We start from the raw sequence: 24,816 nt of genomic DNA on the forward strand, positions 1-24,816 counted from the left end.
ACGAACAGGATGGAAACGAATCTCCATCCTGTTCGATAGGTCTTACCAGATCCTCATCCAGCCCAACTTAAGTGAACTGCATTAGCCCGTCGAGGCGGCCTTTTCTTTGTCGGTCATGTCCGCTAATCCGGCGCTCTGGGCCACTGAAAGCGACATGCCATGAACATGCTTCCAGACATCGAACCGATCGCCGACAGCGAAGGCGGCTTCCATCCGCTGTTCGCCGACGTGCCGTCCTCGGTCGAATTCAACAAATTGCGCAAGCGGCTGCTGCGGCTGACCCGGCAGGCGATCGAGGATTTCACGATGGTGAAGCCCGGCCAGCGCTGGCTCGTTGCCCTGTCTGGCGGCAAGGATTCCTACGGCCTGCTCGCGGTGCTGCTCGACCTCAAATGGCGCGGGCTCTTGCCGGTCGATCTTCTGGCCTGCAATCTCGACCAGGGCCAGCCGAATTTCCCCAAACATATCCTGCCGGACTATCTCGACAGATACGCCATCCCGCATCGCATCGAGTATCAGGACACCTATTCCGTCGTCACCGACAAGCTGCCTGCGGGCAGCACCTATTGCTCGCTCTGCTCGCGCCTCAGGCGGGGCCATCTCTACCGCATTGCGCGCGAGGAGGGGTGCTCGGCGCTTGTGCTCGGTCACCATCGTGAGGACATTCTCGAAACCTTCTTCATGAACCTGTTCCATGGCGGCCGTCTCGCCGCCATGCCGCCAAAACTGCTCAACGACGACGGCGACGTCATGGTGCTGCGGCCATTGAGCTACTGCGCCGAGGCCGATCTGGAAAAATTCGCCGCCGCCATGCATTTCCCGATCATTCCCTGCGATCTCTGCGGCAGCCAGGAAGGTCTTCAGCGCAACGCCATGAAGGCGATGCTCGAGGACCTGGAAAAGCGCATGCCGGGCCGCAAGGATACGATGCTGCGCGCGCTGTCGAACAGCAGGCCATCGCATCTGCTCGACAGAAAGCTGTTCGACTTCGCTGCGCTCAATGAGACCCTCAGCACAAGGCAAGATATTTCCGATGACATTTGACGACACCGCGATCGACTGGCTGGCCGGCATTCTGGCCGAGGCGGCGCTGACCGAGATCATGCCGCGCTTTCGCCGGCTTGGTGAGGGCGACATCCGCCAGAAGACGTCGGCTGCCGACCTTGTGACCGAAGCCGACGTCAATGCCGAGCGGCTGATCGCCGCGCGGCTGCGCGAGCGCTATCCCCAGGCGATGATCGTCGGCGAGGAGGCCTGTTCCGACAATCCGGCACTGCTCGATGGTCTGGGCGATGCCGATCTGGCCTTCGTCATCGATCCGGTCGACGGCACTTTCAACTTCGCCTCCGGCGTGCCGCTGTTCGGCGTCATGCTGGCGGTCGTGGTCCAGGGCGAGACGGTTGCCGGCATCATCCACGATCCCGTCGGCAAGGACTGGCTGATCAGTGCCAGGGGCGCTGGCAGCCATATCCGGCATGCGCATGGCAGCCTGGAGAAGGTGCATGTCGCGGCACCTGCGCCGATCGCGCAGATGACCGGCTCCGTCTCCTGGCAATATATGGCCGAGCCGGAGCGGTCGCGGCTGGCGCGCAACCAGACGAAGATCCTGTCGCAATTCGCCTATCGCTGCGCCGCGCACGAATACCGCCTGTTGGCGAGCGGCCATGCCCACTTCGTCGTCTACAACAAGCTGATGCCGTGGGATCATCTGGCCGGCGTGCTGATCCATGCCGAGGCCGGCGGCCACGCGGCGCGCTTCGACGGCAGCACCTATCTGCCCTCGCATCTCGGCGGCGGCCTGCTTGTCGCGCCCGATCGCGAAAGCTGGCACGAATTGCGCCGCGAACTCTGGGCGGCACAGGATTAATTGCTGCGTTAGCCGAAGGAGCGGTGCAATTTCACGCAAATCCGGAGGCTCTCGAATGAAACCTCGGTTCGCATTTGTCGCCACGGCTCTTGCCGCCGCTCTGTTTGCCAGTTCCCAGGAAGCAAGATCGCAAGAGCGCAGCTGTCGCAGTTCCGATCCCGTCGATACGATAAGGGAGATGTCGGACGCTATCTATGCCTGCTGGAAACCGCCACCCGGAACCGCGGGCATGTCCCTGACACTGCGGTTCTCGCTTCGCCGCAACGGCACACTGATTGGCAAACCTCGCGCCACATATTCCGATCTGGGAACCGATGCCCAGCGCAGCAGGGCCTTCGTGGCATCCATCCTCAGGGCACTTGATGACGCTCTGCCATTGCCTTTTTCGGACAGCATGGGTGAAGCAATCGCAGGGCGCATGCTTGCCCCTCGGTTCACGGCAACTCTTGAAGGTGCGTCCTAATGCAAGTCGGTGATGTGCCCTGAAACGGGCGGGTTCTGTGGCTGGAACATCTTGCCGCGCTCGGCGATGAAGATCATCAGCAGCGCCGCGACCGAGACACTGCAGAAGCCGGCGGCCAGCGGCGTCACCGTGCCGTTGAAGGCCTGACCGATCAGCGTGCCGAGAATGCCGCCGAGAAACGTCTGCATGAAACCGAGGATCGACGACGCCGTGCCGGCCAGTTGTCCGAGCGGTTCCATGGCCAGCGCGTTGAAGTTCGCGCCGAGCGCACCGAACGGAAGCATGGCACAGGCAAAGAAGGTGATGAACAGCCAGAGCGGCATCTTCATTTCCAGCGAAACGACCAGCCAGGCAAGGCTGATGACCAGGAACAGCAGCAACGCGCTCTGCGACAGGCGGCGCATGCCGATGCGGCCGACAAGGCGCGAATTCAGAAAGTTGGAGAAGGCGAGCACGCCCGCAACCCCGGCGAAGATGACCGGGAACATCTCGCCGACATGGAAGATGTCCACATAGATCTGCTGCGCCGAAGCGATGAAGCCGAACATGGCGCCGAAGATGAAGGTGCTGGCGAAGGCATAGCAGATCGCAATGCGGTTGGTGAGCACGATGCGAAACCCGCCGACAATCGAGTTCACGGTCAGCGGCCGGCGATGTTCGGGATGCAGCGTTTCAGGAAGGCGCAGCAGCGACCAGGCCGAGACGAGGAGCGCACCGACGGCCATGGTGACGAAGATCCAATGCCAGGTCGCAAACAGCATGATGAACTGGCCGATGCCGGGAGCAATGACCGGTATCGCCATGAACACCATGAAGATCAGCGACATCACCTCGGCCATGCGCCGGCCGTCGAACGTATCGCGCACGATCGAGACGGCGATGACGCGGGTGGCGGCTGCACCGATGCCCTGCACGGCTCGGCACAGCAGAAGTGTTTCAAAGCTTGGCGCAATGGCGGCAGCCGCCGCCGCGGCGACATAAATCACCAGCCCGGCGACCAGCGGTGCGCGACGCCCGAAGCGATCCGAGATCGGCCCGAAGAACAGCTGTCCGCCGCCGAAGCCCAGAATGTAGGCCGTTATGACGTACTGCCGGTGGTTTTCATTTTCGACGCCGAGCGAGGCGCCGATCTGCTGCAGCGCGGGCAGCATGATATCGATGGCCAGCGAGTTCAGCGCCATCAGCGCCGCGCACAGGGCGATGAACTCCCAGCGCGGAATGGGCAGTTTGCTTGCCGATTGCGGCTCTGGTTTTGACTGGTCCACGGCAAGTCCGATCTTTCAAACGAAAATGCGCCGGCGGGCCGGCGCATTGGCTCGTCTTGGTCCTGGGTTCAGGACATGAAAATTGCCGAGGTGGGCTGCTCCCGGCGCCTTTGTGCACGACCCCGAAAATCAAAATCAACCTTCGGATGGCAATATGCACAAACAGAAATCAGGCGGCGCCTTTGACGCTGACGCCCTTCTCGACGAGGAATGTCTGCAACTCACCGGCCTGGAACATCTCGCGGATGATATCGCAGCCGCCGACGAATTCGCCCTTGACGTAGAGCTGAGGGATCGTCGGCCAGTTGGAATATTCCTTGATGCCCTGGCGCAGTTCAGCCGAGTCCAGAACGTTCACGCCTTTGTAGTCGGCGCCGATATAGTCGAGGATCTGGACGACCTGGCCGGAAAATCCGCATTGCGGGAAACCGGGCGTGCCCTTCATGAAAAGGACGACGTCGTTGCCCTTCACTTCATTGTCGATGTAGTCGTTGATACCGCTCATGGAAAATCCTTTCCCGCCTGTGGGAGTCAGGCTCGAAACATATCCCTTCAAATAAACCCAACGATTGCTCGAAACAAGACGTTAGCCGTGCCGTGGCTGAAATGGCGCAAAGGATGAGCCGTGTTGGGCCAAGCGGTTCTCTCGACACTGATCCGCGTGGTTGCGGTTGTTCCGGTGCGGCTCAGTCAGGAACGCTGGTCTGCAGCGCCAGTGCGTGCAGCACGCCACCCATATTTCCTTTCAGCGCGTCATAGACCATCTGGTGCTGCTGCACGCGGCTTTTCCCTCGAAAGCTCTCGGCCACCACCTCGGCCGCATAATGGTCGCCGTCGCCGGCGAGATCGCGGATCGTCACCTTGGCGTCCGGAATGCCGTCCTTGATCAGTTTTTCGATGTCGTGGGCATCCATTGCCATGGCAAAATCCTGTTTGGAGCGGCCGGCAGCCGGCCATAAGATGAGAGTCGGGCGAGCCTAAAGCCTTTCCGGTCCGGATTGAAGCCGTTCTGTCCCACCAACGGCAAGACGGTTCGATGGCTTCAGAGAAAGACTAGACCGGTGGGCTTGCTTCATCCTCGGCAATGTCCTCGCGTGTCGAGAAGGCGCGGCCAAGGCTGAAGGCCAGCACGTAGAGCGGCACGTTGAGCACGAGACTGACAATGGGAAGGTAACTCGTCATTTGCCAAGCTGGCGAGAAGAACCCCTCGCCATAGCCGTCGCAGATGAGCGACGAGCCGTACTCCCACATCGCGCCTACGACCACCGCGCTGGCAAAAAGCTTGATGCAGGTGACAATGTGCCTTGCCCGTGCCGGATCCGGCGCCAGGCGGTCCCACAGAACCAGGCAGACGATCGGGACCGCGTAGATGAGATTCTGCGCGATGAGCATGGGGATGGCGCCATTGGCCGCGGCAAGGAACTCCGCGCGCGTTTCCAGCCGCATGCACACCTCGCTTGAGGTTGTCGACAGCAGGAAAAGACGAACGGTCCCAGGAACCAGAAGAAGAACAACGACGGCCAGAAGACGACTGCAAGCAGCGCCCGGGCAGCCAGTTTCCTGTGATTGATCATGAGTTTCCCGAAAAACCGTTCCCACTTTTCGGGATCATGCTCTCGTCAACTGGCCTGGTCCATGAAGCGGGGGAACCAGCCTTCGTGCGCCGCGGAGAGTTCGCTGACCGGGATTGCCCTGGCGTCGCCAAGCTTCAGCGCGTTGCCCCCGGTCGAGCCGATCCACGGCGCGAAGATGCCGAGTTCGCCCTGCTGCTTGCGAATGGCGTCCCATTCGTCACCATGCGGATCGATCGACAGCGTCAGGAGATAACGGCCCTGATCCTCGCCGAACCAGACCGGGATCGGGTCGGTGCCGACAAGCCCGGGAACGGTGGCGCCGATACCGGACGCCATCGCCATTTCGGCAAGTGCAACGGCGACACCGCCATCGGAAACGTCGTGCGCCGCCGTGACGACACCGGATGCGATGAGCGCGCGCACATGGTCGCCGACGCGCTTTTCGTGATCGAGGTCGACCGGCGGCGGCGGGCCATCCGTGCGGCCGTGTATGTCCCTGAAATAGACCGATTGACCGAGATGCGTTCCCCAGGAGCCCGGCGCGCCGACCAGCAGGATCATCTGGCCCTCGGCCGCAAAGCCGGTCCGCACCATCTTCGACCAGTCGGCGATCAGCCCGACGCCGCCGATAGTCGGGGTTGGCAGGATGCCCTGGCCGTTGGTCTCGTTGTAGAGCGAGACATTGCCGGAGACGATAGGGAAGCCAAGCGCACGGCAGGCGTCGCCTATGCCTTTCACCGCGCCGACCAGCTGGCCCATGATCTCGGGCCGTTCCGGGTTGCCGAAATTGAGGTTGTCGGTGGCGGCCAGCGGCAGAGCGCCGGTGGCGGTCAAGTTGCGCCAGCATTCGGCCACCGCCTGCTTGCCGCCCTCATAGGGGTCGGCCTCGCAATAGCGCGGCGTCACGTCGGACGAGAAGGCGAGCGCCTTGGTCGCATGGCCTTCGACCCGGACCACGCCGGCATCGCCGCCTGGAAGCTGCAGCGAATTGCCCTGGATCAACGTGTCATACTGTTCCCACACCCAACGCCGCGACGAAAGGTCCGGCCCGCCGAGCAGCTTCAGCAGCGCGTCGGCAACGTCGGCTTGCGGAATGTCATTGGCGGCCAGCGGCGCCGGCTTCTTCGGTTCGGTCCACGGCCGATCATATTCCGGAGCCTTGTCGCCAAGATCCTTGATCGGCAGGTTGGCGACCTCGTCGCCCTGGTGCAGAACGCGGAAGCGCAGATCGTCGGTGGTCTTGCCGACGATGGCGAAATCGAGCCCCCATTTGTGGAAGATCGCCTCGGCTTCCTTTTCCTTTTCCGGGCGCAGCACCATCAGCATGCGCTCCTGGCTTTCCGACAGCATCATCTCGTAGGCGCTCATGCGCTCTTCGCGCACCGGAACCTTGTCGAGATCGAGCTCGATTCCGAGGTCGCCCTTGGCGCCCATTTCGACCGCCGAGCAGGTGAGGCCGGCGGCACCCATGTCCTGGATGGCGATGACGGCGCCCGAGGCCATCAGTTCGAGGCTGGCTTCCAGCAGGCACTTTTCGGTGAAGGGATCGCCGACCTGCACTGTCGGGCGCTTCTCATCGATCTTGTCGTCGAATTCAGCCGACGCCATGGTGGCGCCGCCGACGCCGTCGCGGCCGGTCTTGGCGCCGAGATAGACGACCGGCAGGCCGACGCCCTTGGCTTCCGACAGGAAGATCGCATCGGTCTTGGCAAGGCCCGCCGCAAAGGCGTTGACCAGGATGTTGCCATTGTAGCGGGCGTCGAAATTGACCTCGCCACCGACTGTCGGCACGCCGAAGGCGTTGCCATAGCCGCCGACGCCGGAAACCACGCCTGAAACGAGATGCCGGGTCTTGGGATGGTCAGGCGAGCCGAAGCGCAGCGCATTCATCGCCGCGATCGGCCGCGCGCCCATGGTGAAGACGTCGCGCAATATGCCGCCGACGCCGGTCGCCGCGCCTTGGTAGGGCTCGATATAGGACGGGTGGTTATGGCTCTCCATCTTGAAGACGACGCAGTCGCCGTCGCCGATGTCGACCACGCCGGCATTCTCGCCCGGCCCCTGGATGACTTGCGGACCGGTGGTTGGCAGCGTGCGCAGCCACTTCTTCGAGGATTTGTAGGAGCAGTGCTCATTCCACATCGCCGAGAAGATGCCGAGTTCGGTGAAGCTCGGCTCGCGCCCGACAAGATCGAGGATGCGCTGATACTCGTCGGGCTTGAGCCCGTGTGAGGCAATGAGCTCAGGGGTGATCGGCACGGAATTGGAAATGGTCATGGGCGGCGATTTATATCCGGGACGTTGGGATTTTGAGTCCCGTCTTATCGCAAGCCTTGCGGCCGATATACCCATGGATTGACGAAAAACGACGGAAAACCGGACAAAGCCACGCAGTGTCAGGAGAAGCTGTCGTAGCCGGCGCGGCCTTCATCGAGAAGTCGCCGGATCGCCGCGACGCCTTCGGCTATGTCCTCGCGCTGTCTCGGCTGCGAAACGCCAAAGCGGACGCCATGGAAAACCTGCTCGGAGCGGCCGGCCTTGAACTCGTCCTCGTCGTCGATCAGCACGCCGTGCTCAAGGCAGGCGTTCTTGAAGGTGCCGGAAAGCCAGGGGTCGGGCAGGGTCAGCCAGACAAAGGGCACCCTGTCATGCGACTTGAACGCGAAGCCGGCCAAAGTCTCGCGCACGATGGCGATGCGGGCGCCGATTTCGGCGATGCTGCGCTTGCGTATCTCATCCGCCTGACCTGACAGCACCAGCCTTGTATTCACCTCCGCCAGCAGGAAGGGCATGCCGCCGGTCATCATCTTGTGGGCGACACGGATGCGGTGGCGGTAGGCGGGCGGGCAAGAAAGCCAGCCGCCGCGTACACCGGCTGCGACCGACTTCGACAGGCCGCCCGCGACAATGGTGCGTTCAGGCGCATACTCGGCCAGCAATGGTGTCGGATCATCGGTCAGATTGCCATAGAGGTCGTCCTCGATGAGGACGACGTTGTATTCGCGTGCGACATGGGCGATCGCCTCGCGGCGCGCCGCCGACAAGGTGGCCAGCGTCGGATTCTGCGCAGTCGGCATCAGGAAGATCATCTTGGGATGCTTTTGCGCGCAGACGCGCTCGAAATCCTGCGGATCGATGCCTTCCTCGTCCGATGCCACCAGCGCGGTGCGCCTGCCGATCAGGCCGGCACTGCGGGAAATCTGCGAGTAGGTGAGGTGCTCGAAGGCAACATAGTCGCCAGGCATGGTGAGCGCCGCGATTGCCGCCATCACCGCCGCATGGGTGCCGAGCGTGGGAACGACGGTGTCGGCACTCGGACGAAACGAATTGCGCGCCAACCAGCGGGCGCCGGCTTCGTACCAGCGGTCGGGAAAATCCCGCGTGTAGCTTGAAATCTCATGTGGATGGTCCTGCGCCGTGCGCGACAGGACACCGGCGACGATGTCGCCCTGGCCGATATCGGGTGCTGCGGTGCTGTCGAAACGCAACTTGCCTTTAGGCGCATCGATATAGCGTGTGCCTTCGCCGCCGACGTCCGGAGCCGGAAAATCCGGCTTCGCGCGCTGGCCGAGCACATAGGTTCCACGCCCGACTTCGCCGCTCACCAGCCCACGCTCGCGCAGCAATTGATAGGCCCGGCCGACCGTGCCGACGGTGGTGCCGATGTCGTAGGCGAGGTCGCGTTGCGGCGGCAGCTTTGCGCCGGCATCGATCACGCCGCGATCGATGTCCGTCTCGATGGAATCCGCCAGCCGCTGATACAGCGGGCCGGAGCCGGCAGTGAGATCTGGAAGCCAATTTGTCATGGTGACAATTTTCTATATTGCACCGGCACATGAGTCAATACATATCAATCGCGTGCAAAAAAGGTACAATTTAGAACGTCGGCAGAAAGAAAATGAATACAATCGCGACAATACGTCATTCGAGCGCTGCATTATCAGGCCAATCGATACGCCCGTCGGTTCAGCGCGGCTTTGTCAGCCGCCTTGTGCGCGTGCTGAGGTCGCTGGCAAGATGGATCGACAACCTGCTGGATCGCCGCCGCAGCCGGTTGGCGCTGCTGGAGATGACCGACGACCAGCTCAAGGATATCGGCATCTCGCGCTGCGATGCCCACCGCGAGGGCATCAGGCCGTTCTGGGACTGACCGTGATCCCAAAAGTGGGAACCGGTTTTTGGGAAAGATAATGGTCCCTGGAAATGCGGACAGGACGTCCGCACAGTTCTAACGGACGCTCGATGCCCTGGTGCGAGCAATGCCATGGTCCGCAAGGACGGCGACCACGCACAGCACGAGGAAAAGTCCGGTGATGGCTGCGGCCGAGATGACGACGCTGGTCGCGCCGTTCTTGGCGATGTCCAGGAAAGGGTAGGGCACCTCGCCGGCAAACGGCGCCCGCACCAGCGCATAGACCAGATAAGCGATGGGATAGATCACCCACCAGGAAATGTCGCTCCAGCGCGTCCTGCCGTCAGCGCCCGATATCAACCACCACAGCACGAAGAGCACCGGCGTCACATAATGCAGCAGGACGTCGCAGAGCAGGAACAGCCCCTGCGGCTGCCAGAGTTGTGCCAGGACCGTTGCGTAGATGATGAAGACCAGCGCGATCGAAGCGGCAACGCCGGCCCGCATCCGCGCGCCTGCAAAGGCCGGCACCCAGGCATAGAAGGTGGGTGACAGCAGCGACATGTACACCAGCACCGCGCCGATGTTGGTCAAGATGGTGAAGAAGCTGAAGACGAAAATGACGGAGCCAAGCAGGCTGCGGCCTGCTTCCATCGATGCCGGAATGCTGATGCAGAACTGCAGGATGAGCCCGGCCAGACCGATGACCAGCCCCACAATCTGCAGAAAGCGGCCCATGGGCTAGGCCGTCGCGGCGCAGGCCGGATTGCCGGTCTGCCAACGGGCGATGTCCGAGCCGATGCGGGCGCCGAGCGGATCGTTCATCAGCGGTCCGAAGACGTCGACACGGCTAGAATTGCCTTGCGCCTGCACGACCAGCAAAGGTTTGCCGCCATAGTGCTTGGCCGGCACCAGCAGGAAACGCGGCGTGCCGCTGAACGAATTCAGCTCATTGGCCATCTGGTACGGTTTGAAGGCTGGGTCCTTGCTGGCGATCCAGCATTTGTGGGCAGCGATCGCCACTTGTTCCATGGCCAGCAGCGCAGCACTTTTGCCTGAGGGAACAGGCGTGCTCTTTGGCGTCGACTGGCAAGATGCCAGCACAAAGCCCGCCGCGGCGACCAGCGCGATCGTCTTCGACTTGATCAAGCGGCACCCATCTCAAGCTCGGACAGAAAAATCTTCAAACCATCGGTCATCTCGCCCCACACCCTCGACAATGCCGGGTGTTGCGAGGCGATCTGCTGGTAGGCGTCGAATTTGGGATAGGCATCGAGCAGGTCGTGGCGTCCCGTCATGGCCCGGAAATTGTTGAAGATGAACCGCGTCGGCGTCAGCCAGGCATCGGCGAAACTAATGTCGTCGCCGAGTGCGAAGGGCCCTTGCGCCATGCGGGCCTCGATCGCCGCCAGTCCATGATGTAGGCGGGCGAACTGGGCGTCGATCTCGGCATTGTTTCGCTTCGGCACGGAATGAAGCTCGAAAAGCTTCATCATCGGTGTCAGCACATCGAGATCGGTGATGCGGGCGAACATACGCACCAGCGCGCGGTCCTTGGAATCGGGCGGCAGCAGCGCCGGTTCCGGGAACCGTTCCTCGAGATATTCGGCGATGACCACCGATTCGACGATGGTTTCGCCCGAGCCGGTGATCAGAACCGGAATCCGGTTCATCGGTGAGATGGCGCGAAACTCTTCCGGGATGGGGAAACCGGGCGGCGGCGCGATGATCTTGAGTGGTACGTCCTTGATGTAGGCCAGTGCCCGCACGATCGACGAGTAGGGCGACAACGGCCGCGAATAGAGTTTCATGACCGTCTCTCTCCCCAATGAACCAGACTTGCTCCAAAGAGACAGGAATGTCCGGCTGTTTTCAAGCTGTTCGCTTCGATATCGTCAGGCGGCGATGCCGAGGGCGCTCTCGAACAGTCCGCGGCCGTCGGTGCCGCCATGGGCTGCTTCGATCAGGTTTTCCGGGTGCGGCATCAGCCCGAGCACATTGCCTTGGCTGTTGACGATGCCGGCAATGTCGTTGATCGAGCCGTTGGGGTTGGTGCCCTCCGCATAGCGCAACACCACCTGGCCTTCGCCTTCGAGACGGGCAAGCGTGTCGGCGTCGGCGAAATAATTGCCGTCATGATGCGCGACCGGCGAGCGGATGATCTGGCCCGGCTGATAGCGGCGGGTGAACATGGTGTTGGCATTGGTGATCTCGAGCTTCACCTGCCGGCAGACGAATTTCAGCGAGGTGTTGCGCATCAAGGCGCCCGGCAACAGGCCGGCCTCGACCAGGATTTGGAAACCATTGCAGACGCCGATGACTGTAACGCCCGCGGCCGCTTTTTCGGCCACTGCCCGCATGACCGGCATGCGCGCAGCGATCGCGCCGCAGCGCAGATAGTCGCCGAAGGAAAAGCCGCCCGGAATGGCGATCAGGTCGACATCGGGGATTTCGGTGTCGGTCTGCCAGACGGTGACTGGCGGTGTTCCCGAAATCTTGGTCAACGCCGCGATCATGTCGCGGTCGCGGTTGAGGCCGGGCAGGAGGACGACGGCTGCTTTCAATTTAGGCAATCTCCACCGCGTAATTCTCAATCACCGTATTCGCCAGCAGCTTGTCGCACATGGCCTTGAGGTCGGCTTCGGCCTTGGCCTTGTCACTTTCGGCCAGTTCGACGTCGAAAACCTTGCCCTGCCGCACCGCGCCGACGCCGCCGAAGCCAAGGCCCGACAATGCGTGTTCTATCGCTTTGCCCTGCGGGTCGAGCACGCCGTTCTTGAGGGTGACGGTAATGCGGGCCTTGATCACGCTGGACATGCTCCTGTTCTGACTATCAGTTCGCAAGCCGCGATCAGTGCGGCTTGCCTTTGAGGCCGTCGGTCGAGGCGACGAGCACCGGGCCGGTCGGGCGCGGCGGCTCGTTCTCGTTCATGATGCCGAGGCGGCGGGCAACTTCCTGGTAGGCCTCGACGAGGCCGCCCATGTCGCGGCGGAAACGATCCTTGTCGAGCTTGTCCTGCGTCGCCACGTCCCACAGGCGGCAGGAATCCGGCGAGATCTCGTCGGCGACGACAATGCGCATCATGTCGCCCTCGAACAGCCGGCCGCATTCGATCTTGAAGTCGACGAGCTGGATGCCGACGCCCATGAACAGGCCGGAGAGGAAGTCGTTGACGCGGATGGCCAGCGCCATGACGTCGTCGATCTCCTGCGGGCTCGCCCAGCCGAACGCAGTGATGTGCTCTTCCGACACCATCGGATCGTCAAGCGCGTCGGCCTTGTAATAGAATTCAATGATCGAGCGCGGCAGAACGGTGCCTTCCTCGATGCCGAGCCGCTTGGACAGCGAACCGGCGGCGACATTGCGCACCACCACTTCGAGCGGAATAATCTCGACTTCCTTGATCAACTGCTCGCGCATGTTCAGCCGGCGGATGAAATGGGTCGGGATCCCCATGCGGTTCAAATGGTTGAAGATGTACTCGGAAATGCGGTTGTTGAGGACGCCCTTGCCGTCGATGACTTCATGCTTCTTCTTGTTGAACGCGGTGGCGTCATCCTTGAAGAACTGGATAAGCGTGCCCGGTTCGGGTCCCTCATAGAGTATCTTGGCCTTGCCTTCATAAATGCGGCGGCGATTTTTCATCTGGATTTTTCTCTGGGGTTCCGGACAGGCGGTATCAGACCATTTCCTGTCCGTCTGCCTGAAATAGTGCGGCTACGGTAGGGTTCAATGCCGGGTCTATCCCAATCACATCGTTTGCTCAATCGGCAAATCCTTCCAATCAACCGCTTTCGGGACTGAAATGCCGCAGCGCAGCATGCGATGAAGCGTATTGACCGGCCCGCGACCTTTTGGTTTGTGCTTTGGCAACGCACATATTCACCGCCAACGAATCGAATTTGACCGGAGGGACGCCATGAGCAGCATGAAAGACCGCGAAGAGGGCTTTGAGCGTAAATTCGCATTCGACGAGGAGCTTCGGTTCAAGGCCTCGGCGCGCCGCAACAAGGCGCTCGGCCTGTGGGCCGCCGAAAAGCTCGGAAAGTCCGGCGCTGATGCCGACGCCTATGCCAAGGAAGTGGTTATTTCCGACATCGAGGAAGCCGGCGACCACGACGTGTTCCGCAAAATCCGCGGGGATTTCGACGCGGCCGGCGTCGAGCAGTCGGACCACCAGATCCGCCGCACCATGGACGAACTGATGGCGCAGGCGATCGAGCAGATCAAGAACACCTGATCCGGGCCATGCGCTGATCCCGGCCATACGCTGGACCAATCGACCGCCCGGCCTATCCGGGCGGTTTTTCTTTGCCTTTGTCACGATTTCCGGCTGAAACTGCCGGAGTTAACAAGGAAAGTACCCATGTCCCTGAAGTCCCGCCTCGCGGCCGACGAAACGTTGTTCACCGCATGGTCCGGCGTGCCGGATGCCTTGACCGTCGAGATCGTCGCCAAGCAGGGCTTTGATGCCGTCACGCTCGACATGCAGCATGGCGGCCATCACGAAGACAGCGTGCTGCGTGGCCTGGTGCCGGTGCTCGCTGCCGGCAAGCCGGCGCTGGTGCGCATTCCTGTTGGCCGTTTCGACATGGCAAGCCGCGCGCTCGATTTCGGCGCCGAGGCGGTCATCGCGCCGATGGTGAATTCGGTTGCCGATGCAAAACTGTTCGCCGCCGCCATGAAATACCCGCCGCTCGGCGAGCGCTCATGGGGGCCGACTTACGCTTTTCCACGCCACGGCAAGGGCGACCAGGCCGAGTGGCTGCGCGACACCAACCAACGCACCATGGCCTTCGCCATGGTCGAGACGCGTCCGGCCCTCGATGCGCTCGACGGCATCCTCGACACGCCCGGCATCGACGGCATCTTCCTCGGCCCATCGGATTTCTCGATCGCCTGGAGCAATGGTGCGACCGTCAATTCGACGCTGGAAAGCATGATGGAGACGGTGGCATCGGTGGCCGAGCGCACCCGCAAGGCCGGCAAACATGCGGCGATCTACGTTGTCGAGCCGGCAATTGCCGGCCGGGTTGTGTCGATGGGCTATCGCCTGCTGGCCATGGGCTCCGAGCATTCGCTGATCGGGCTTGGCGCAAAAACGCTGATCAAGAGCGTCCGCGATTCGATTGGGTCCTGAAGAAACTCAGGGTTTCAAATCCGTCAGGAATTTGGCGAAGGTCATTGAACCTTCGGGCCACGGCCCGAAGCCTGAATCCGCGTTCAGATGACCGGTCTCGCCGGCATCGATGAATAGTGAGCCCCATGCACCGGCAATGTCTTCGGCGACATCGAAGGCGCAGAACGGATCGTTGCGGCTGGCGATCACGATCGAGGGAAAGGGCAGCGGCTCACGCGGGTAGGGACCGAAGGTCATCAGGTGCCTGGGCCTGATCTCGGGATTGGCGACGTCGGGAGGTGCCACGAAGAAGGCCCCGGCGATCGGCTTGCGGAATTGCGGAATGGCTTGCACCGCAGTGGTGACGCCGAGCGAATGCGCGACCAGGACGACCGGCCGCTCGGCCTCGTTGACCGCCTTGGCGACGCTCGCGGTCCAGTCCTCGCGAACCGGCTTCGACCACTCGGCCTGTTCGACGCGGCGCGCCGTCGACAGTTTCGACTGCCAGCGGCTCTGCCAATGGTCGGGGCCGGAATTGGTGTAGCCCGGCACGATGAGGATATCTGCTTCCTTGACCTTCATGGCGCTGAGATAGCGAGCGGCATCGCTTCGTGCAACCGGCGGGAACGCCACTTTTGATCACAATAGTGAACACCATGTTCGCTTCTTCGCGTCTTGTGTGAACGATGCCGATGGACGATCTGTGGTCAGGAAAAGAAACAGCCGTGCGCGGGAACCCTGACTTTGGAACTGACACGACGTACAATGATCGGCGGAGTGGGGCTTCTCGCTTTGGGAGCTTCATCGCAGGCCGGTCGAACGGAGCATTTGATGAGCGAGTTGCCTTTTGCCGCCACCACCCCAGTCAGCGTTGCCCGCGTCGGGCTGAAGGCGCGCGACGCGGAAAGCCTTGCCGCATATTACCGCGAAATTGTCGGTCTGCAGGAGTTGAGCCGTGCCGATGGTTCGATCACGCTGGGCGCCGCCAACCGTCCCTTGTTGGTGCTTGAGCAGGACGCTTCAGCTAAGCCGGATGATCCGCGCAGCGCCGGGCTGTTCCACACCGCCTTCCTGCTGCCCAGCCGCGCCGATCTCGGCCGCTGGATCAACCACGCTATATCGAACAAGATCGCGATCGAGGGCGCTTCCGACCATCTGGTCAGCGAAGCTCTGTACCTGACCGATCCCGAAGGCAATGGCATCGAGATCTATGCCGACCGCCGCCCGCAGGACTGGAAGTGGAATGGCGACAAGATTGCCATGGCAACGGAGCGGCTGAACATTCCGTCCGTCGTTGCCGAAGTGCCTGCGGGTGACGCCGGCTGGCAGGGCGCGCCGGAAAACAGCATCGTCGGCCATGTCCACCTGCGTGTCGGCAGGCCGGAAGACGCCGAAGCCTGGTGGAACCAGGAATTCGGCTTCGACACGGTGGCGAAATATGGCGGCCAGGCGGTGTTCCTGTCTTCGGGCGGCTATCACCACCACATCGGCGCCAACGCCTGGCAGAGTTCAGGCGCAGGCCGCCGCGATCCCTCCCGGTCAGGTCTGGCCTGGGTCGAGATGCGTTCGGACAAGGCATCCACCGAAACCACGCGGGAAGACCCGTGGGGCACGGTGATCCGCACCGTGCCTGGCGCTGCCGGCTAAGCGCCCGCTGCGCTCTTAAACAGAACTGGCGGCGTAACCGGTCAGCAATCCGTGTGCCCAACTGTCGAAGCCGGCCGCCGTCGCGCGGCTGGATGCTTCGGCCCAGTCATAACTGACCGCGTGATGGCTGAACGACCATTCTCCGCGCTTGTGCGTGGCGAGGGCGTAGCGGGCATGCGGGCTGCCGGTCACGGTAAGGCCGGGAAACGCCTGAACACCGACGCTGCCGGGATTTAGGATCGTCTGGCGGTCGGAAAGCCGCACGACGCGCGGCGTATGGGTGTGGCCGCACAAGGTCAGCCCGGCATCGATGCTGCCGAGCTTGTGTCTGATTTCTTTTTGATTGGATGGATAGAAGTGATTGCCGCCGTCTTCCTCGAGCAGGAACGTCTCGTCGTCGCTGGGGCTGCCGTGGCAGAGCAGAATTTCAGGGGCGAGCGTCAGGGCAATCGGCAATGCCAAAAGCCAAGCCAATGACGTCTGGGAGAGGCAATGGTGGGTAAAGGCATCGACGTCTTCCAGCCCGGAAGCCGGCGGCTCGATCAGCACACGGTCGTGATTGCCGCGCACGGTCGGCCAGTTCTGTGCAATCAAATATTGCGCGGTTTCTTCCGGCTATAGCGGCCCGGAGAGACAATCACCCAGATTGACGATGATGTCGGGAGAATTGTCCTTGATCCGCGCATGAACCGCTTCAAGCGCGCGCAGATTCCCGTGAATGTCGGAAAGGACAGCCAGTCGCATGGAAATCCTATCCGAACACCCGCTTGAAGATCGTGTCGACATGCTTGGTGTGATAGCCCAGGTCGAATTTCTCGCGGATCTCGGCTTCCGGCAGCGCTGCGGTCACTTCCTTGTCGGACAGTAATTCCTCAAGAAAATCAGCGCCTTGCTCCCACACTCTCATGGCGTTGCGCTGCACCAGCCGGTAGGAGTCTTCGCGCGACAGGCCCGCCTGCGTCAGCGCCAGCATGACGCGCTGCGAATGCACGAGGCCGCGGAACTTGTTCATGTTCTTCAGCATGTTGTCGGGATAGACGAGCAGCTTGTCGATGACGCCGGTCAGCCGTGACAGCGCGAAATCGAGCGTCACGGTGGCGTCCGGGCCGATCATGCGCTCGACCGAGGAGTGCGAGATGTCGCGCTCGTGCCAGAGCGCCACATTCTCCATCGCCGGCAGCGCCATCGAACGCACCATGCGGGCAAGGCCGGTGAGGTTCTCGGTCAGCACCGGGTTGCGCTTGTGCGGCATGGCCGACGAGCCTTTCTGGCCCGGCGAAAAATACTCTTCCGCCTCCAGCACCTCGGTGCGCTGCAGATGCCGGATCTCGATCGACAGCCGCTCGACCGAGGAGGCGATGACGCCGAGCGTGGCAAAGAACATCGCATGGCGGTCGCGCGGGATCACTTGCGTCGACACCGGCTCGGGCTTCAGGCCGAGCTTCGCCGCGACATGCTCCTCGACATAGGGATCGATGTTGGCGAAGGTGCCGACTGCGCCCGAAACGGCGCAGGTGGCGATGTCTTCGCGCGCGTGCACCAGCCGCTCGCGGCAGCGCGAGAACTCGGCATAGGCCTGCGCCAGCTTGACGCCGAAGGTGGTCGGCTCGGCATGGATGCCATGGCTGCGGCCGATGGTGACCGTGTCCTTGTGCTCGAAGGCGCGGCGCTTGAGCGCTGCAAGCAGACCATCGATGTCGGCGAGCAGGATGTCGCTGGCGCGGGTAAGCTGCACCGCAAAGCAGGTGTCGAGAACGTCGGACGAGGTCATGCCCTGATGGATGAAGCGGGCGTCCGGCCCGACGAATTCGGCAAGATGGGTGAGGAAGGCGATCACGTCATGCTTGGTAACGCGCTCGATCTCGTCGATCGCCTCGACATCGAATTTTGCCGCCCCGCCCTTTTCCCAGATGGTTTTTGCCGCTTCCCTGGGGATGACGCCGAGTTCGGCCAGCGCGTCGCATGCATAGGCTTCGATCTCGAACCAGATGCGGAACCGGGTTTCTGGCGACCAGATGGCGACCATTTCCGGCCGGGAATAGCGAGGGATCATCGGTCAGTCCTGACATATCGAGAAGTTTGCCCGCGTCCTAACAGAGGCGAGCAAAATGCTCAACGCCGCTGGCGCGCAAACCAGACGCCCGCGGCAAACAGAGCGATGAAACCAACTGGAAAATAGAGCCGGATGCCCAGCACCACGAACTGATAAAGCGCAATCAACGTCGTGAAGACGAACTGGAGGACCCAGGTGCGGGTGAAAGCAGGCGCATGCCACTCGGCATAGTAGGAGCGGTACTGCAGGGCAAACAGCCCGGCGGTCAGGCCGATCGTCGCCGCGGCTAGGCACACGAAGGCCGCGGCAAAGGCGACTTCCCAGCGTCTTCCCTGCGAAACCAGCCGCGCCGCGAACAGGCCGATAGGAAAGGCCAGCGCAGCTCCCACCGCGAACAGTACGGTGACAATGCGGATTTTCGCCGGCGTCTCCCAGTCGTCCAACAACAGGGTGACGAGCGCACTGGCGCCCATCGTCGTGGCCCATAGCAAGGCGCCATAAAACGCAGTGCGCGGCGTCGGTATAGCGCGGCGAAGGCGGTTCAGCGAACGATCGCGCGGGGCGGGTGGGACAAGCGGTGTCACAGGCGGCCGGTCACCGCGATCCAGCGAAAGTCCGGGCCTTCAAAGCCGTACTGGCGCACCGCGATCAGCACGGCATAGGCGCTGAGACTGTCCATCGAAAAGGTCTGCACGGCGCCGATGCGGTAGCCGTTCGGGCAACCCCGGCTTTTCGGTATCGCCTTATCCTCGTGCAGCAGCTTGGTGGTGCCACCATCCTGCGCCTCGATGCGCAGCAGCCGGAAGCCGTTGATCTCGCCCTGGCTCTCGCAGCCCTTGGTGTTGTTCATGCCGATCTCGTCGAGCCGGAACTCGAGCGGTGGGTCGACCGGCGAAAAGATCGGGCGCGGATTGACCGCCATCCGGTGCGGATCCGCCGAAAGCTCGGTCACCGGGTTGAAACCCGCGGTGATGCCGCGATTGGCGCTCAGCTCGGCCTGACTGACAATGGCTTCGCCTTTTTGCCGGGCCTGAAGGCGCGCCGCATCCAGTTTGGCATTCTCGTCCTCAAGCCGGACCCGGATCGGCGTGCCCTTGAGAAAGCTGTCGGTGCTGGTGTCGATGTAGTAGCGGTTGGCATAGGGAAAACCCGATCCATCCTGCACGCCATATTCCTCGAAAGCAAAGACGCTGCCGTCCTTGGTGAAGCCGAGGATTTCAAGTTCGGCGACATCGCCGGCATGAGCCGCGATCGAGGTGGCAAACTGTGCAAGCAGGCCAACGGCAAACAGAAAGAGCATTCGCATCGGTCTTCACCCCCGTGATCGTCTCAATCCCCTAGCACGCCGAAATCAAAACGTCGTGCGGTGCGAAAGCCGATGCATCCAATCGGCCCGTCATTTGTTATGGTCGGCAGTCCCAATGGAGAACCACCATGACCGACACCAGCAAAATTCGCGAGCATATGGAAGTTGTCGGCGCCGACGGCGTGCATGTCGGCACTGTCGACAAGGTCGATGGCCAGCGCATCAAGCTGACCAAGGCCGATAGCGGCGAGGGCGCTCACAAGGGCCATCATCACTATATTCCCCTGAGCCTGATTGCCGAAGTCGACGGGAAGAAGGTCTGGCTGTCGGCGAATTCCGATGTTGCGGTGACGTTCGAGGAAGAAAAGTCCGATCGGGTCTGATTGATCGCTTCACCTCAGGCGTGACGACCAGACCGGAAACAGATCGTTTTCGGCAGGCGTTGCTGCATAGACGCCGCGACTGATGGCGCGCGCCATGGTGGCGCCGGCGGCGGCGTAGAGATCGATTGCCGCATCGGCGGAGAGTTCGATACCGCTCGTGCCGGTCGCCAGCGCGAATACAAGATCGCCATCGGCCGGTGTGTGCGTCGGCCATATGGCGCGCACGAACCCGTCATGCGCCGATATCGCCAGGCGCTTGGCGGCAGCTTTTGTGAGCACCGCATCGGTGGCAATGACGGCGATGGTGGTGTTGCCGCCGGTCTCCATCGGCCTTCCCATATGCTTGTCGCGGTATTTCAAAAGAATCCTTTTCGCGTCGTCCGGCATCGGCGAGGGATAGCCAAGCCCACCGAATTCGTCGCCGATTTCGAATGGTGCTGCCCAGAAATGGCGGGTTCGGCTGACGGTTACCGAGCCCGTCGGATTGACGGCGGCCAGCGCGCCGATGGTGACGCCACTTTCCAGCAGCGTCGAGGCGGAGCCGAGGCCGCCCTTTAGCCCCGAGGTCAGCGCACCGGTGCCGGCACCGATCGTGCCGAGTTGGAAATCGGCGGTGGCGGTTTGCGCCGCCTCATAGCCAAGCTCACGGTAGGGCGGATAACGGCCCCAATCCTTGTCGCCGCCATTGCGCAGGTCGAACAGGATCGCCGATGGCACGATCGGCACGCGAAAGCCACCGACCTCGAGGCCGATGCCGCGTTCGCGCAACGCCGCCTGCACGCCGGATGCCGCGTCGAGGCCGAAAGCCGAACCGCCTGAAAGCACGACGGCGTGCACCACATCGACCGAATTGTGCGGTTCGAGCAGGTCTGTCTCGCGCGTGCCCGGCGCGCCGCCCAGGATCTGAACGCCAGCCACCGTCGGCGCATCGCAAAGCACGGTCGTCACCCCGGATTTCAGCCTGGCGTCGGACGCATTGCCGACGCGCAGGCCGGCAACGTCGGTGATCAGGTTGCGTGGGCCGTTGCGAAACATCAGTTGCTTTCCAAGGGCGCAAAGCGCGTGCCGTCGAAACGGAAGACGCGGTAGGGGCTCTGGCTGAGGTCGCCTTTTGCATCAAAGCGGATCGGGCCGATCGCCGTGGTGAAATCCTGCCCGGTCAGGGCTTCAGCCAATGGCTTGCCCGAGCTTTCGGACAAGCTTGATGCCGCCTTGGCGATTTCGACCGCGGCGTAGGCGGGCAGCGCATAGCCGTCGGGCACGATCTTCCTAGCGTCAAATGCCGCCAGCACTTTTGGATCGGCGACATCGGCCCATTCAGGCGGTGCGATCATCAGCGTGCCCACGGCATAGGGCACGTCGCCCGGCGGTGCGCGGAGATTTTCGCCGCCGGCAAAGACGATGCCAGCCTGAAGCTGTGCGGCATCGCGGCCCATGATGGCGATGTCGTCGCCGTCGCCGCCAGCAAAGACATGCGTCGCGCCGGCCTTCTTCAGCCGGCCGATCATGCCGATCTGGTTGTCGAGCTGTGGCCGGAACGTGTCTGTGAATACCGGCCTCAGCGCTGCCTGTTCGGCCGCTGCCCGCAACGTCTCGGCGATCTCACGGCCGTAGATGGTGCCGTCGTCGATAATGGCGAACAGCTCGTTCTGCCACAGATGGGTGAGGGCAGAAGCGACGGTGTTGCGCTCATCGTCGCCGCGTGGTCCGAGGCGATAGACCGGCCAGCCAGTCTTGGCGCGGCGGTCGGTCAGGCTCTCGGTTCGCACGCCAATGGTGATGACCGGAATGTTGGCGTCCTTGAGAATAGGCATCGCCGCCTCGATCGCCTCGGTGCAGAGAAAGCCGACCACGATATTGACCTTGGCGGCGGCAAATTCCCTGGCCGCGGCAGCGCCGCCATCGGCGGTGCAGGCATCATCCACCGTCTTGAGTTCGATGCCGTTCGCCTCGGCGGCCAGACCGGTGCCGGCCTCGATCTGCTTGCCGAGAATGGCCGATGGTCCCGACAGGGGCGCTGAGACGCCGACCAGCAGCGTCTGGGCATCCGCACCACTGGCCAGAAACAGCCAGAACAGCGCCGCTATTGTTCTTGTCCTGGGTCGCATTCGAGCGATGGGGTCCTCCGTGCCGGTCTTATGCTCCTGGCACTATTGCCGCCAAGACCTAAAGGCTGCCTGGCCTTGGTGCAACACGCGAATTTCGGGATATGGCTCAGGCACTTCGCTTGTGGCGGGCTATGTCTGGCCATATATGTCGGTAGGATCCTGACCATGGAAAATTTACGGTGCTGAAGAAGAACGACATTGGGCCGCAGGCCTATCGCGATGCGATGAGCCACTTTGCCGGCCACGTCCATGTGGTCACCACCGACGGGCCGGCCGGCAAGCGTGGCACGACGGTGATCGCCGCCTGTTCGGTGTCGGACACGCCGCCCACCATCCTGGTCTGTCTCAACCGCGAAAATGCCAAGAATGAGCAGTTCGTGAAAAACGGCAGGTTTGCCCTGAACACGCTGGCCTCGCACCAGGAGCCGCTGTCGGTCGGCTTTTCCGGCATCACCGGCCTGCCGGTCGAGGAACGTTTCGCGCTTGGCGAATGGGATGTGATCTCTACCGGCGCACCGACGCTGAAAGGCGCGCTCGCCGTGTTCGACTGCGAATTGATCGACACCAAGGATCTGGCCACCCATCGTGTGCTTTTTGGCAAGGTGACAGGTCTGCGTATGGGCGATAATTTGCGGCCGCTGATCTATCACGCCCGCGGCTACCACGTACTGGAAAGCGGAGCGGCGGCGTTCACGGAGAAAGAATGACCGAGCTGAAACCGCGCGCCGCGCCACGGACGATCGACGAGACTCTCGATCTCCTGACCGGTGCGGACTATGTGGCGGACCGGTCGCTGGCGACCGTGCTGTTCCTGTCGTTGCGTATGAAGCGGCCGCTGTTCCTCGAGGGCGAGGCCGGTGTCGGCAAGACCGAGATCGCCAAGGTGTTGGCACAGGCGCTCGGTCGCCGGTTGATCCGCCTGCAGTGCTATGAAGGCCTCGACGTTTCGTCCGCCGTCTATGAGTGGAACTACGCCGCGCAGATGATCGAGATCCGCATGGAGGAGGCGGCCGGCAAGGTCGAACGCTCCGCCATGGAGCGCAACGTCTTTTCCGAAAAATACCTGATCCGCCGCCCGGTGCTCGATGCGCTGACCGGAAAGACGGGCGCTGCCCCGGTTTTCCTGATCGATGAGCTCGACCGTACCGACGAGGCGTTCGAAGCCTTCCTGCTCGAAATCCTGTCCGACTTCCAGGTGACGGTGCCCGAACTCGGCACCATCAAGGCGGAAGAACCGCCGATCGTCATCATAACCACCAATCGCACCCGCGAAATCCACGATGCGCTGAAGCGGCGCTGCCTCTATCACTGGGTCGACTATCCCAACGCCGAGCGCGAACTGGAGATCGTGCGCCGCAAGGTGCCGCAGGCCAACCAGCGGCTTTCGGCCGAAGTGGTCTCCTTCATCCAGAAGCTGCGCCAGATCGAATTGTTCAAGGTGCCTGGCGTCGCCGAAACCATCGACTGGGCCGGTGCGCTGACCGAGCTCGACAAGGTGGCGCTCGATCCGGAAACCGTCTCCGACACGATCGGCGTGCTGTTGAAATACCAGGACGACATTGCCCGCATCGAACAGGGCGAAGGCCGGCGCATCCTCAACGAGGTGAAGGCCGAGCTTTCGGCGGCGGAGTAGGCGATGTCGCGCCCCGAACCAAAAGAGGCCATGCCGCACGGGCGGATCGCCGACAACATCGTCTATTTTGCCCGCACCTTGCGCAAGGCGGGCATGCGGGTCGGGCCGGCCTCGGTCAAGGACGCCATCGAGGCGGTGCTCGCCGCGGGCATCGGTTCGCGCGACGATTTCTACTGGACGCTGCACGCCGTGCTGGTCTCGCGGCATGAGGACCACGCCACTTTCGACGAAGCCTTCCGGCTGTTCTGGAAGTCGCGCGAACTGATCGAAAAGATGCTGGCTATGTTTTCGCCGGTGGCACCCGACACCAGGGAAAAGCAGAAGCCACGCGCCGCTGAAAATCGGGTCAGCCAGGCGATGTTCGAGGGCCACCAGAAGAACCAGCCGCCACAGGAAATTCCCGAGATCGAGGTCGACGCCCGCTTCACCTTTTCCGGCAACGAGGTGCTGCGGGCCAAGGATTTTGCCCAGATGAACGCCGCCGAGATGGCCGACGCCAAGAAGGCGATCGCGCAGTTGCGGTTGCCTTTCGACATGGTGCGCACCCGGCGCTTCAAGGCCGATGCGCATGGCCGCCGCATCGATCCGCGCGCCATGATGCGTTCGGCCGCGCGCACCGGCGGCGAACTGATCCTGCCGAAATTCCGCTCAGCCCGCGAGGTTCACCCGCCGCTGGTGGTGCTGGCCGACATTTCCGGCTCGATGAGCCAGTACACGCGCATCTTCCTGCAATTCCTGCATGCGCTGACTGAAAAAAGGCGTCGCGTGCACACCTTCGTCTTCGGCACCCGGCTGACCAACCTGACCCGGCAGATGCGCCATCGCGACCCGGATGCAGCCCTTGCCGACTGTTCGGCGGCGGTCAGGGACTGGTCGGGCGGCACCCGCATCGGCGACACGCTGGCCGAGTTCAACCTGATATGGTCGCGCCGCGTGCTGGGGCAGGGCGCGGTCGTGCTTCTGATCACCGACGGGCTGGAGCGCGACGATGTCGCCGGCCTGTCTGAAGAAATGGAGCGCCTGCACAAATCCTGCCGGCGTCTGATCTGGCTGAATCCGTTGCTGCGCTTCGACGGCTTTCAGGCGCGCGCCCGCGGCGTCAAGACGATGCTGCCGCACGTCGACGAGTTCCGCTCGGTGCACAATCTCGACGCGCTCGCCGATCTTTGCGCGTCGCTGGATAAGAAGTCGGCACAATCCGTCGATCCGCGCCGATGGCTGGAAGCTGGCGCGAGGCACGCCGCATAGCCATATCTTTCCCATCC

30 protein-coding genes and 1 pseudogene are annotated in these 24,816 nt (G+C 62.5%); 11 read left to right on the forward strand and 20 right to left on the reverse strand.

Features of this window, described 5'->3' with window-relative positions; genetic code table 11:
• The first annotated feature begins 159 nt into the window (after nucleotides 1–159).
• Genes ttcA through NKH95_RS33425 form a run of 3 tightly spaced genes read left to right on the forward strand, consistent with a single transcriptional unit; the run spans nucleotide 160 to nucleotide 2,330 of the window.
• The gene (gene ttcA / locus NKH95_RS05200) at nucleotides 160–1,044 is read left to right on the forward strand and encodes a tRNA 2-thiocytidine(32) synthetase TtcA (RefSeq protein WP_352793696.1); all 885 of its coding nucleotides are present in this window, start codon (nucleotides 160–162) and stop codon (nucleotides 1,042–1,044) included.
• Complete coding sequence (locus NKH95_RS05205) at nucleotides 1,034–1,867, forward strand: inositol monophosphatase family protein (RefSeq protein ID WP_352610568.1); 834 nt, start codon at nucleotides 1,034–1,036, stop codon at nucleotides 1,865–1,867. The genes ttcA and NKH95_RS05205 overlap by 11 nt, the downstream gene beginning before the upstream one ends.
• Nucleotides 1,868–1,922: 55 nt before the next feature.
• On the forward strand, nucleotides 1,923–2,330 hold the full coding sequence (locus NKH95_RS33425; RefSeq protein WP_127293481.1) for a UCP034077 family protein: 408 nt from the start codon (nucleotides 1,923–1,925) through the stop codon (nucleotides 2,328–2,330).
• Here the strand turns inward: NKH95_RS33425 and NKH95_RS05215 are convergent.
• The 6 genes and pseudogenes from NKH95_RS05215 to NKH95_RS05240 form a co-directional block, all read right to left on the reverse strand.
• Nucleotides 2,327–3,511: a multidrug effflux MFS transporter gene (locus NKH95_RS05215; protein WP_245486115.1), complete on the reverse strand. Its 1,185-nt coding sequence runs from the start codon at nucleotides 3,509–3,511 to the stop codon at nucleotides 2,327–2,329. The two genes, NKH95_RS33425 and NKH95_RS05215, sit on opposite strands and share 4 nt — an antisense overlap.
• 253 nt (nucleotides 3,512–3,764) lie before the next feature.
• Nucleotides 3,765–4,100: a Grx4 family monothiol glutaredoxin gene (grxD, locus tag NKH95_RS05220; protein ID WP_006332883.1), complete on the reverse strand. Its 336-nt coding sequence runs from the start codon at nucleotides 4,098–4,100 to the stop codon at nucleotides 3,765–3,767.
• A gap of 181 nt (nucleotides 4,101–4,281) precedes the next feature.
• Complete coding sequence (locus NKH95_RS05225; RefSeq protein ID WP_010909092.1) at nucleotides 4,282–4,515, reverse strand: BolA/IbaG family iron-sulfur metabolism protein; 234 nt, start codon at nucleotides 4,513–4,515, stop codon at nucleotides 4,282–4,284.
• Between the two features lie 133 nt (nucleotides 4,516–4,648).
• Nucleotides 4,649–5,169, reverse strand: a pseudogene (locus tag NKH95_RS05230) (hypothetical protein).
• 45 nt (nucleotides 5,170–5,214) lie between these two features.
• Entirely contained in the window at nucleotides 5,215–7,446 is a 2,232-nt protein-coding gene (gene purL, locus NKH95_RS05235; protein WP_352610571.1) for a phosphoribosylformylglycinamidine synthase subunit PurL, read from the reverse strand.
• A 119-nt stretch (nucleotides 7,447–7,565) separates the two neighbouring features.
• Nucleotides 7,566–8,975: an aminotransferase-like domain-containing protein gene (locus NKH95_RS05240; RefSeq protein WP_352552720.1), complete on the reverse strand. Its 1,410-nt coding sequence runs from the start codon at nucleotides 8,973–8,975 to the stop codon at nucleotides 7,566–7,568.
• Between the two features lie 92 nt (nucleotides 8,976–9,067).
• Between NKH95_RS05240 and NKH95_RS05245 the strand changes: the two genes are divergently transcribed.
• The gene (locus NKH95_RS05245) at nucleotides 9,068–9,319 is read left to right on the forward strand and encodes a DUF1127 domain-containing protein (RefSeq protein WP_128303279.1); all 252 of its coding nucleotides are present in this window, start codon (nucleotides 9,068–9,070) and stop codon (nucleotides 9,317–9,319) included.
• 78 nt (nucleotides 9,320–9,397) lie between these two features.
• On the opposite strand, the gene NKH95_RS05250 is transcribed toward NKH95_RS05245, so the two are convergent.
• The 6 genes from NKH95_RS05250 to purC all read right to left on the reverse strand — a co-directional run bounded on the left by NKH95_RS05250 (nucleotide 9,398) and on the right by purC (nucleotide 12,947).
• Nucleotides 9,398–10,039 (reverse strand): Pr6Pr family membrane protein, encoded by a 642-nt coding sequence (locus tag NKH95_RS05250; RefSeq protein ID WP_128303280.1) that lies wholly within the window; start codon nucleotides 10,037–10,039, stop codon nucleotides 9,398–9,400.
• A gap of 3 nt (nucleotides 10,040–10,042) precedes the next feature.
• Nucleotides 10,043–10,450 carry a hypothetical protein gene (locus NKH95_RS05255; protein ID WP_128303281.1) on the reverse strand — a complete coding sequence of 136 codons (408 nt, stop codon included), beginning with the start codon at nucleotides 10,448–10,450 and terminating at the stop codon, nucleotides 10,043–10,045.
• Complete coding sequence (locus NKH95_RS05260; RefSeq protein WP_127810643.1) at nucleotides 10,447–11,112, reverse strand: glutathione S-transferase family protein; 666 nt, start codon at nucleotides 11,110–11,112, stop codon at nucleotides 10,447–10,449. The genes NKH95_RS05255 and NKH95_RS05260 overlap by 4 nt, the downstream gene beginning before the upstream one ends.
• Nucleotides 11,113–11,196: 84 nt before the next feature.
• Nucleotides 11,197–11,865: a phosphoribosylformylglycinamidine synthase subunit PurQ gene (gene purQ / locus NKH95_RS05265; protein WP_352891145.1), complete on the reverse strand. Its 669-nt coding sequence runs from the start codon at nucleotides 11,863–11,865 to the stop codon at nucleotides 11,197–11,199.
• 1 nt (nucleotide 11,866) lies between these two features.
• Nucleotides 11,867–12,109, reverse strand: coding sequence for a phosphoribosylformylglycinamidine synthase subunit PurS (gene purS, locus NKH95_RS05270; protein WP_023810342.1), 243 nt, complete (start codon nucleotides 12,107–12,109; stop codon nucleotides 11,867–11,869).
• Nucleotides 12,110–12,152: 43 nt separating this feature from the next.
• Nucleotides 12,153–12,947 (reverse strand): phosphoribosylaminoimidazolesuccinocarboxamide synthase, encoded by a 795-nt coding sequence (gene purC / locus NKH95_RS05275; protein ID WP_013532127.1) that lies wholly within the window; start codon nucleotides 12,945–12,947, stop codon nucleotides 12,153–12,155.
• A 274-nt stretch (nucleotides 12,948–13,221) separates the two neighbouring features.
• Between purC and NKH95_RS05280 the strand changes: the two genes are divergently transcribed.
• Nucleotides 13,222–13,542 (forward strand): DUF1476 domain-containing protein, encoded by a 321-nt coding sequence (locus tag NKH95_RS05280; protein WP_013532126.1) that lies wholly within the window; start codon nucleotides 13,222–13,224, stop codon nucleotides 13,540–13,542.
• 126 nt (nucleotides 13,543–13,668) lie between these two features.
• Nucleotides 13,669–14,442 carry an HpcH/HpaI aldolase family protein gene (locus tag NKH95_RS05285; RefSeq protein ID WP_023810343.1) on the forward strand — a complete coding sequence of 258 codons (774 nt, stop codon included), beginning with the start codon at nucleotides 13,669–13,671 and terminating at the stop codon, nucleotides 14,440–14,442.
• A 6-nt stretch (nucleotides 14,443–14,448) separates the two neighbouring features.
• Here NKH95_RS05285 and NKH95_RS05290 read toward each other — a convergent pair whose 3' ends face one another.
• Nucleotides 14,449–15,003: an RBBP9/YdeN family alpha/beta hydrolase gene (locus NKH95_RS05290; RefSeq protein WP_023810344.1), complete on the reverse strand. Its 555-nt coding sequence runs from the start codon at nucleotides 15,001–15,003 to the stop codon at nucleotides 14,449–14,451.
• A 249-nt stretch (nucleotides 15,004–15,252) separates the two neighbouring features.
• On the opposite strand from NKH95_RS05290, the gene NKH95_RS05295 reads away from it, so the two are divergent.
• A complete protein-coding gene (locus NKH95_RS05295) occupies nucleotides 15,253–16,068 on the forward strand; it encodes a VOC family protein (protein ID WP_023810345.1) in 816 nt (271 codons plus the stop codon).
• Between the two features lie 15 nt (nucleotides 16,069–16,083).
• On the opposite strand, the gene NKH95_RS05300 is transcribed toward NKH95_RS05295, so the two are convergent.
• From NKH95_RS05300 to NKH95_RS05315, 5 genes are read right to left on the reverse strand one after another with little or no spacing between them, the layout of a single operon-like run.
• Nucleotides 16,084–16,638, reverse strand: coding sequence for a metallophosphoesterase family protein (locus NKH95_RS05300; protein ID WP_502895163.1), 555 nt, complete (start codon nucleotides 16,636–16,638; stop codon nucleotides 16,084–16,086).
• Nucleotides 16,639–16,683: 45 nt separating this feature from the next.
• Complete coding sequence (locus tag NKH95_RS33430) at nucleotides 16,684–16,812, reverse strand: metallophosphoesterase (protein WP_502895164.1); 129 nt, start codon at nucleotides 16,810–16,812, stop codon at nucleotides 16,684–16,686.
• A gap of 7 nt (nucleotides 16,813–16,819) precedes the next feature.
• Nucleotides 16,820–18,121 (reverse strand): adenylosuccinate lyase, encoded by a 1,302-nt coding sequence (gene purB / locus NKH95_RS05305; protein ID WP_352552709.1) that lies wholly within the window; start codon nucleotides 18,119–18,121, stop codon nucleotides 16,820–16,822.
• Nucleotides 18,122–18,180: 59 nt separating this feature from the next.
• Complete coding sequence (locus NKH95_RS05310; protein WP_352673813.1) at nucleotides 18,181–18,705, reverse strand: hypothetical protein; 525 nt, start codon at nucleotides 18,703–18,705, stop codon at nucleotides 18,181–18,183.
• Complete coding sequence (locus NKH95_RS05315; protein WP_128303288.1) at nucleotides 18,702–19,427, reverse strand: DUF2259 domain-containing protein; 726 nt, start codon at nucleotides 19,425–19,427, stop codon at nucleotides 18,702–18,704. Before NKH95_RS05315 ends, NKH95_RS05310 begins: the two co-directional genes overlap by 4 nt.
• A gap of 128 nt (nucleotides 19,428–19,555) precedes the next feature.
• Between NKH95_RS05315 and NKH95_RS05320 the strand changes: the two genes are divergently transcribed.
• Nucleotides 19,556–19,810: a DUF2171 domain-containing protein gene (locus tag NKH95_RS05320; protein WP_127269889.1), complete on the forward strand. Its 255-nt coding sequence runs from the start codon at nucleotides 19,556–19,558 to the stop codon at nucleotides 19,808–19,810.
• Between the two features lie 9 nt (nucleotides 19,811–19,819).
• Here NKH95_RS05320 and NKH95_RS05325 read toward each other — a convergent pair whose 3' ends face one another.
• The gene (locus NKH95_RS05325; RefSeq protein WP_352891146.1) at nucleotides 19,820–20,845 is read right to left on the reverse strand and encodes a P1 family peptidase; all 1,026 of its coding nucleotides are present in this window, start codon (nucleotides 20,843–20,845) and stop codon (nucleotides 19,820–19,822) included.
• Nucleotides 20,845–21,918 carry a branched-chain amino acid ABC transporter substrate-binding protein gene (locus tag NKH95_RS05330; protein ID WP_352891147.1) on the reverse strand — a complete coding sequence of 358 codons (1,074 nt, stop codon included), beginning with the start codon at nucleotides 21,916–21,918 and terminating at the stop codon, nucleotides 20,845–20,847. Before NKH95_RS05330 ends, NKH95_RS05325 begins: the two co-directional genes overlap by 1 nt.
• A 179-nt stretch (nucleotides 21,919–22,097) precedes the next feature.
• Here NKH95_RS05330 and NKH95_RS05335 point away from each other — a divergent pair, with 179 nt between their 5' ends.
• From NKH95_RS05335 to NKH95_RS05345, 3 genes are read left to right on the forward strand one after another with little or no spacing between them, the layout of a single operon-like run.
• A complete protein-coding gene (locus tag NKH95_RS05335) occupies nucleotides 22,098–22,625 on the forward strand; it encodes a flavin reductase (protein ID WP_352891148.1) in 528 nt (175 codons plus the stop codon).
• Nucleotides 22,622–23,551 (forward strand): AAA family ATPase, encoded by a 930-nt coding sequence (locus NKH95_RS05340; protein WP_023810354.1) that lies wholly within the window; start codon nucleotides 22,622–22,624, stop codon nucleotides 23,549–23,551. The genes NKH95_RS05335 and NKH95_RS05340 overlap by 4 nt, the downstream gene beginning before the upstream one ends.
• 3 nt (nucleotides 23,552–23,554) lie before the next feature.
• Nucleotides 23,555–24,799 (forward strand): vWA domain-containing protein, encoded by a 1,245-nt coding sequence (locus tag NKH95_RS05345; RefSeq protein ID WP_352891149.1) that lies wholly within the window; start codon nucleotides 23,555–23,557, stop codon nucleotides 24,797–24,799.
• Nucleotides 24,800–24,816 lie beyond the last annotated feature (17 nt).

It is taken from the genome of Mesorhizobium sp. M0848 (assembly GCF_040319805.1).
GTDB lineage: Bacteria > Pseudomonadota > Alphaproteobacteria > Rhizobiales > Rhizobiaceae > Mesorhizobium.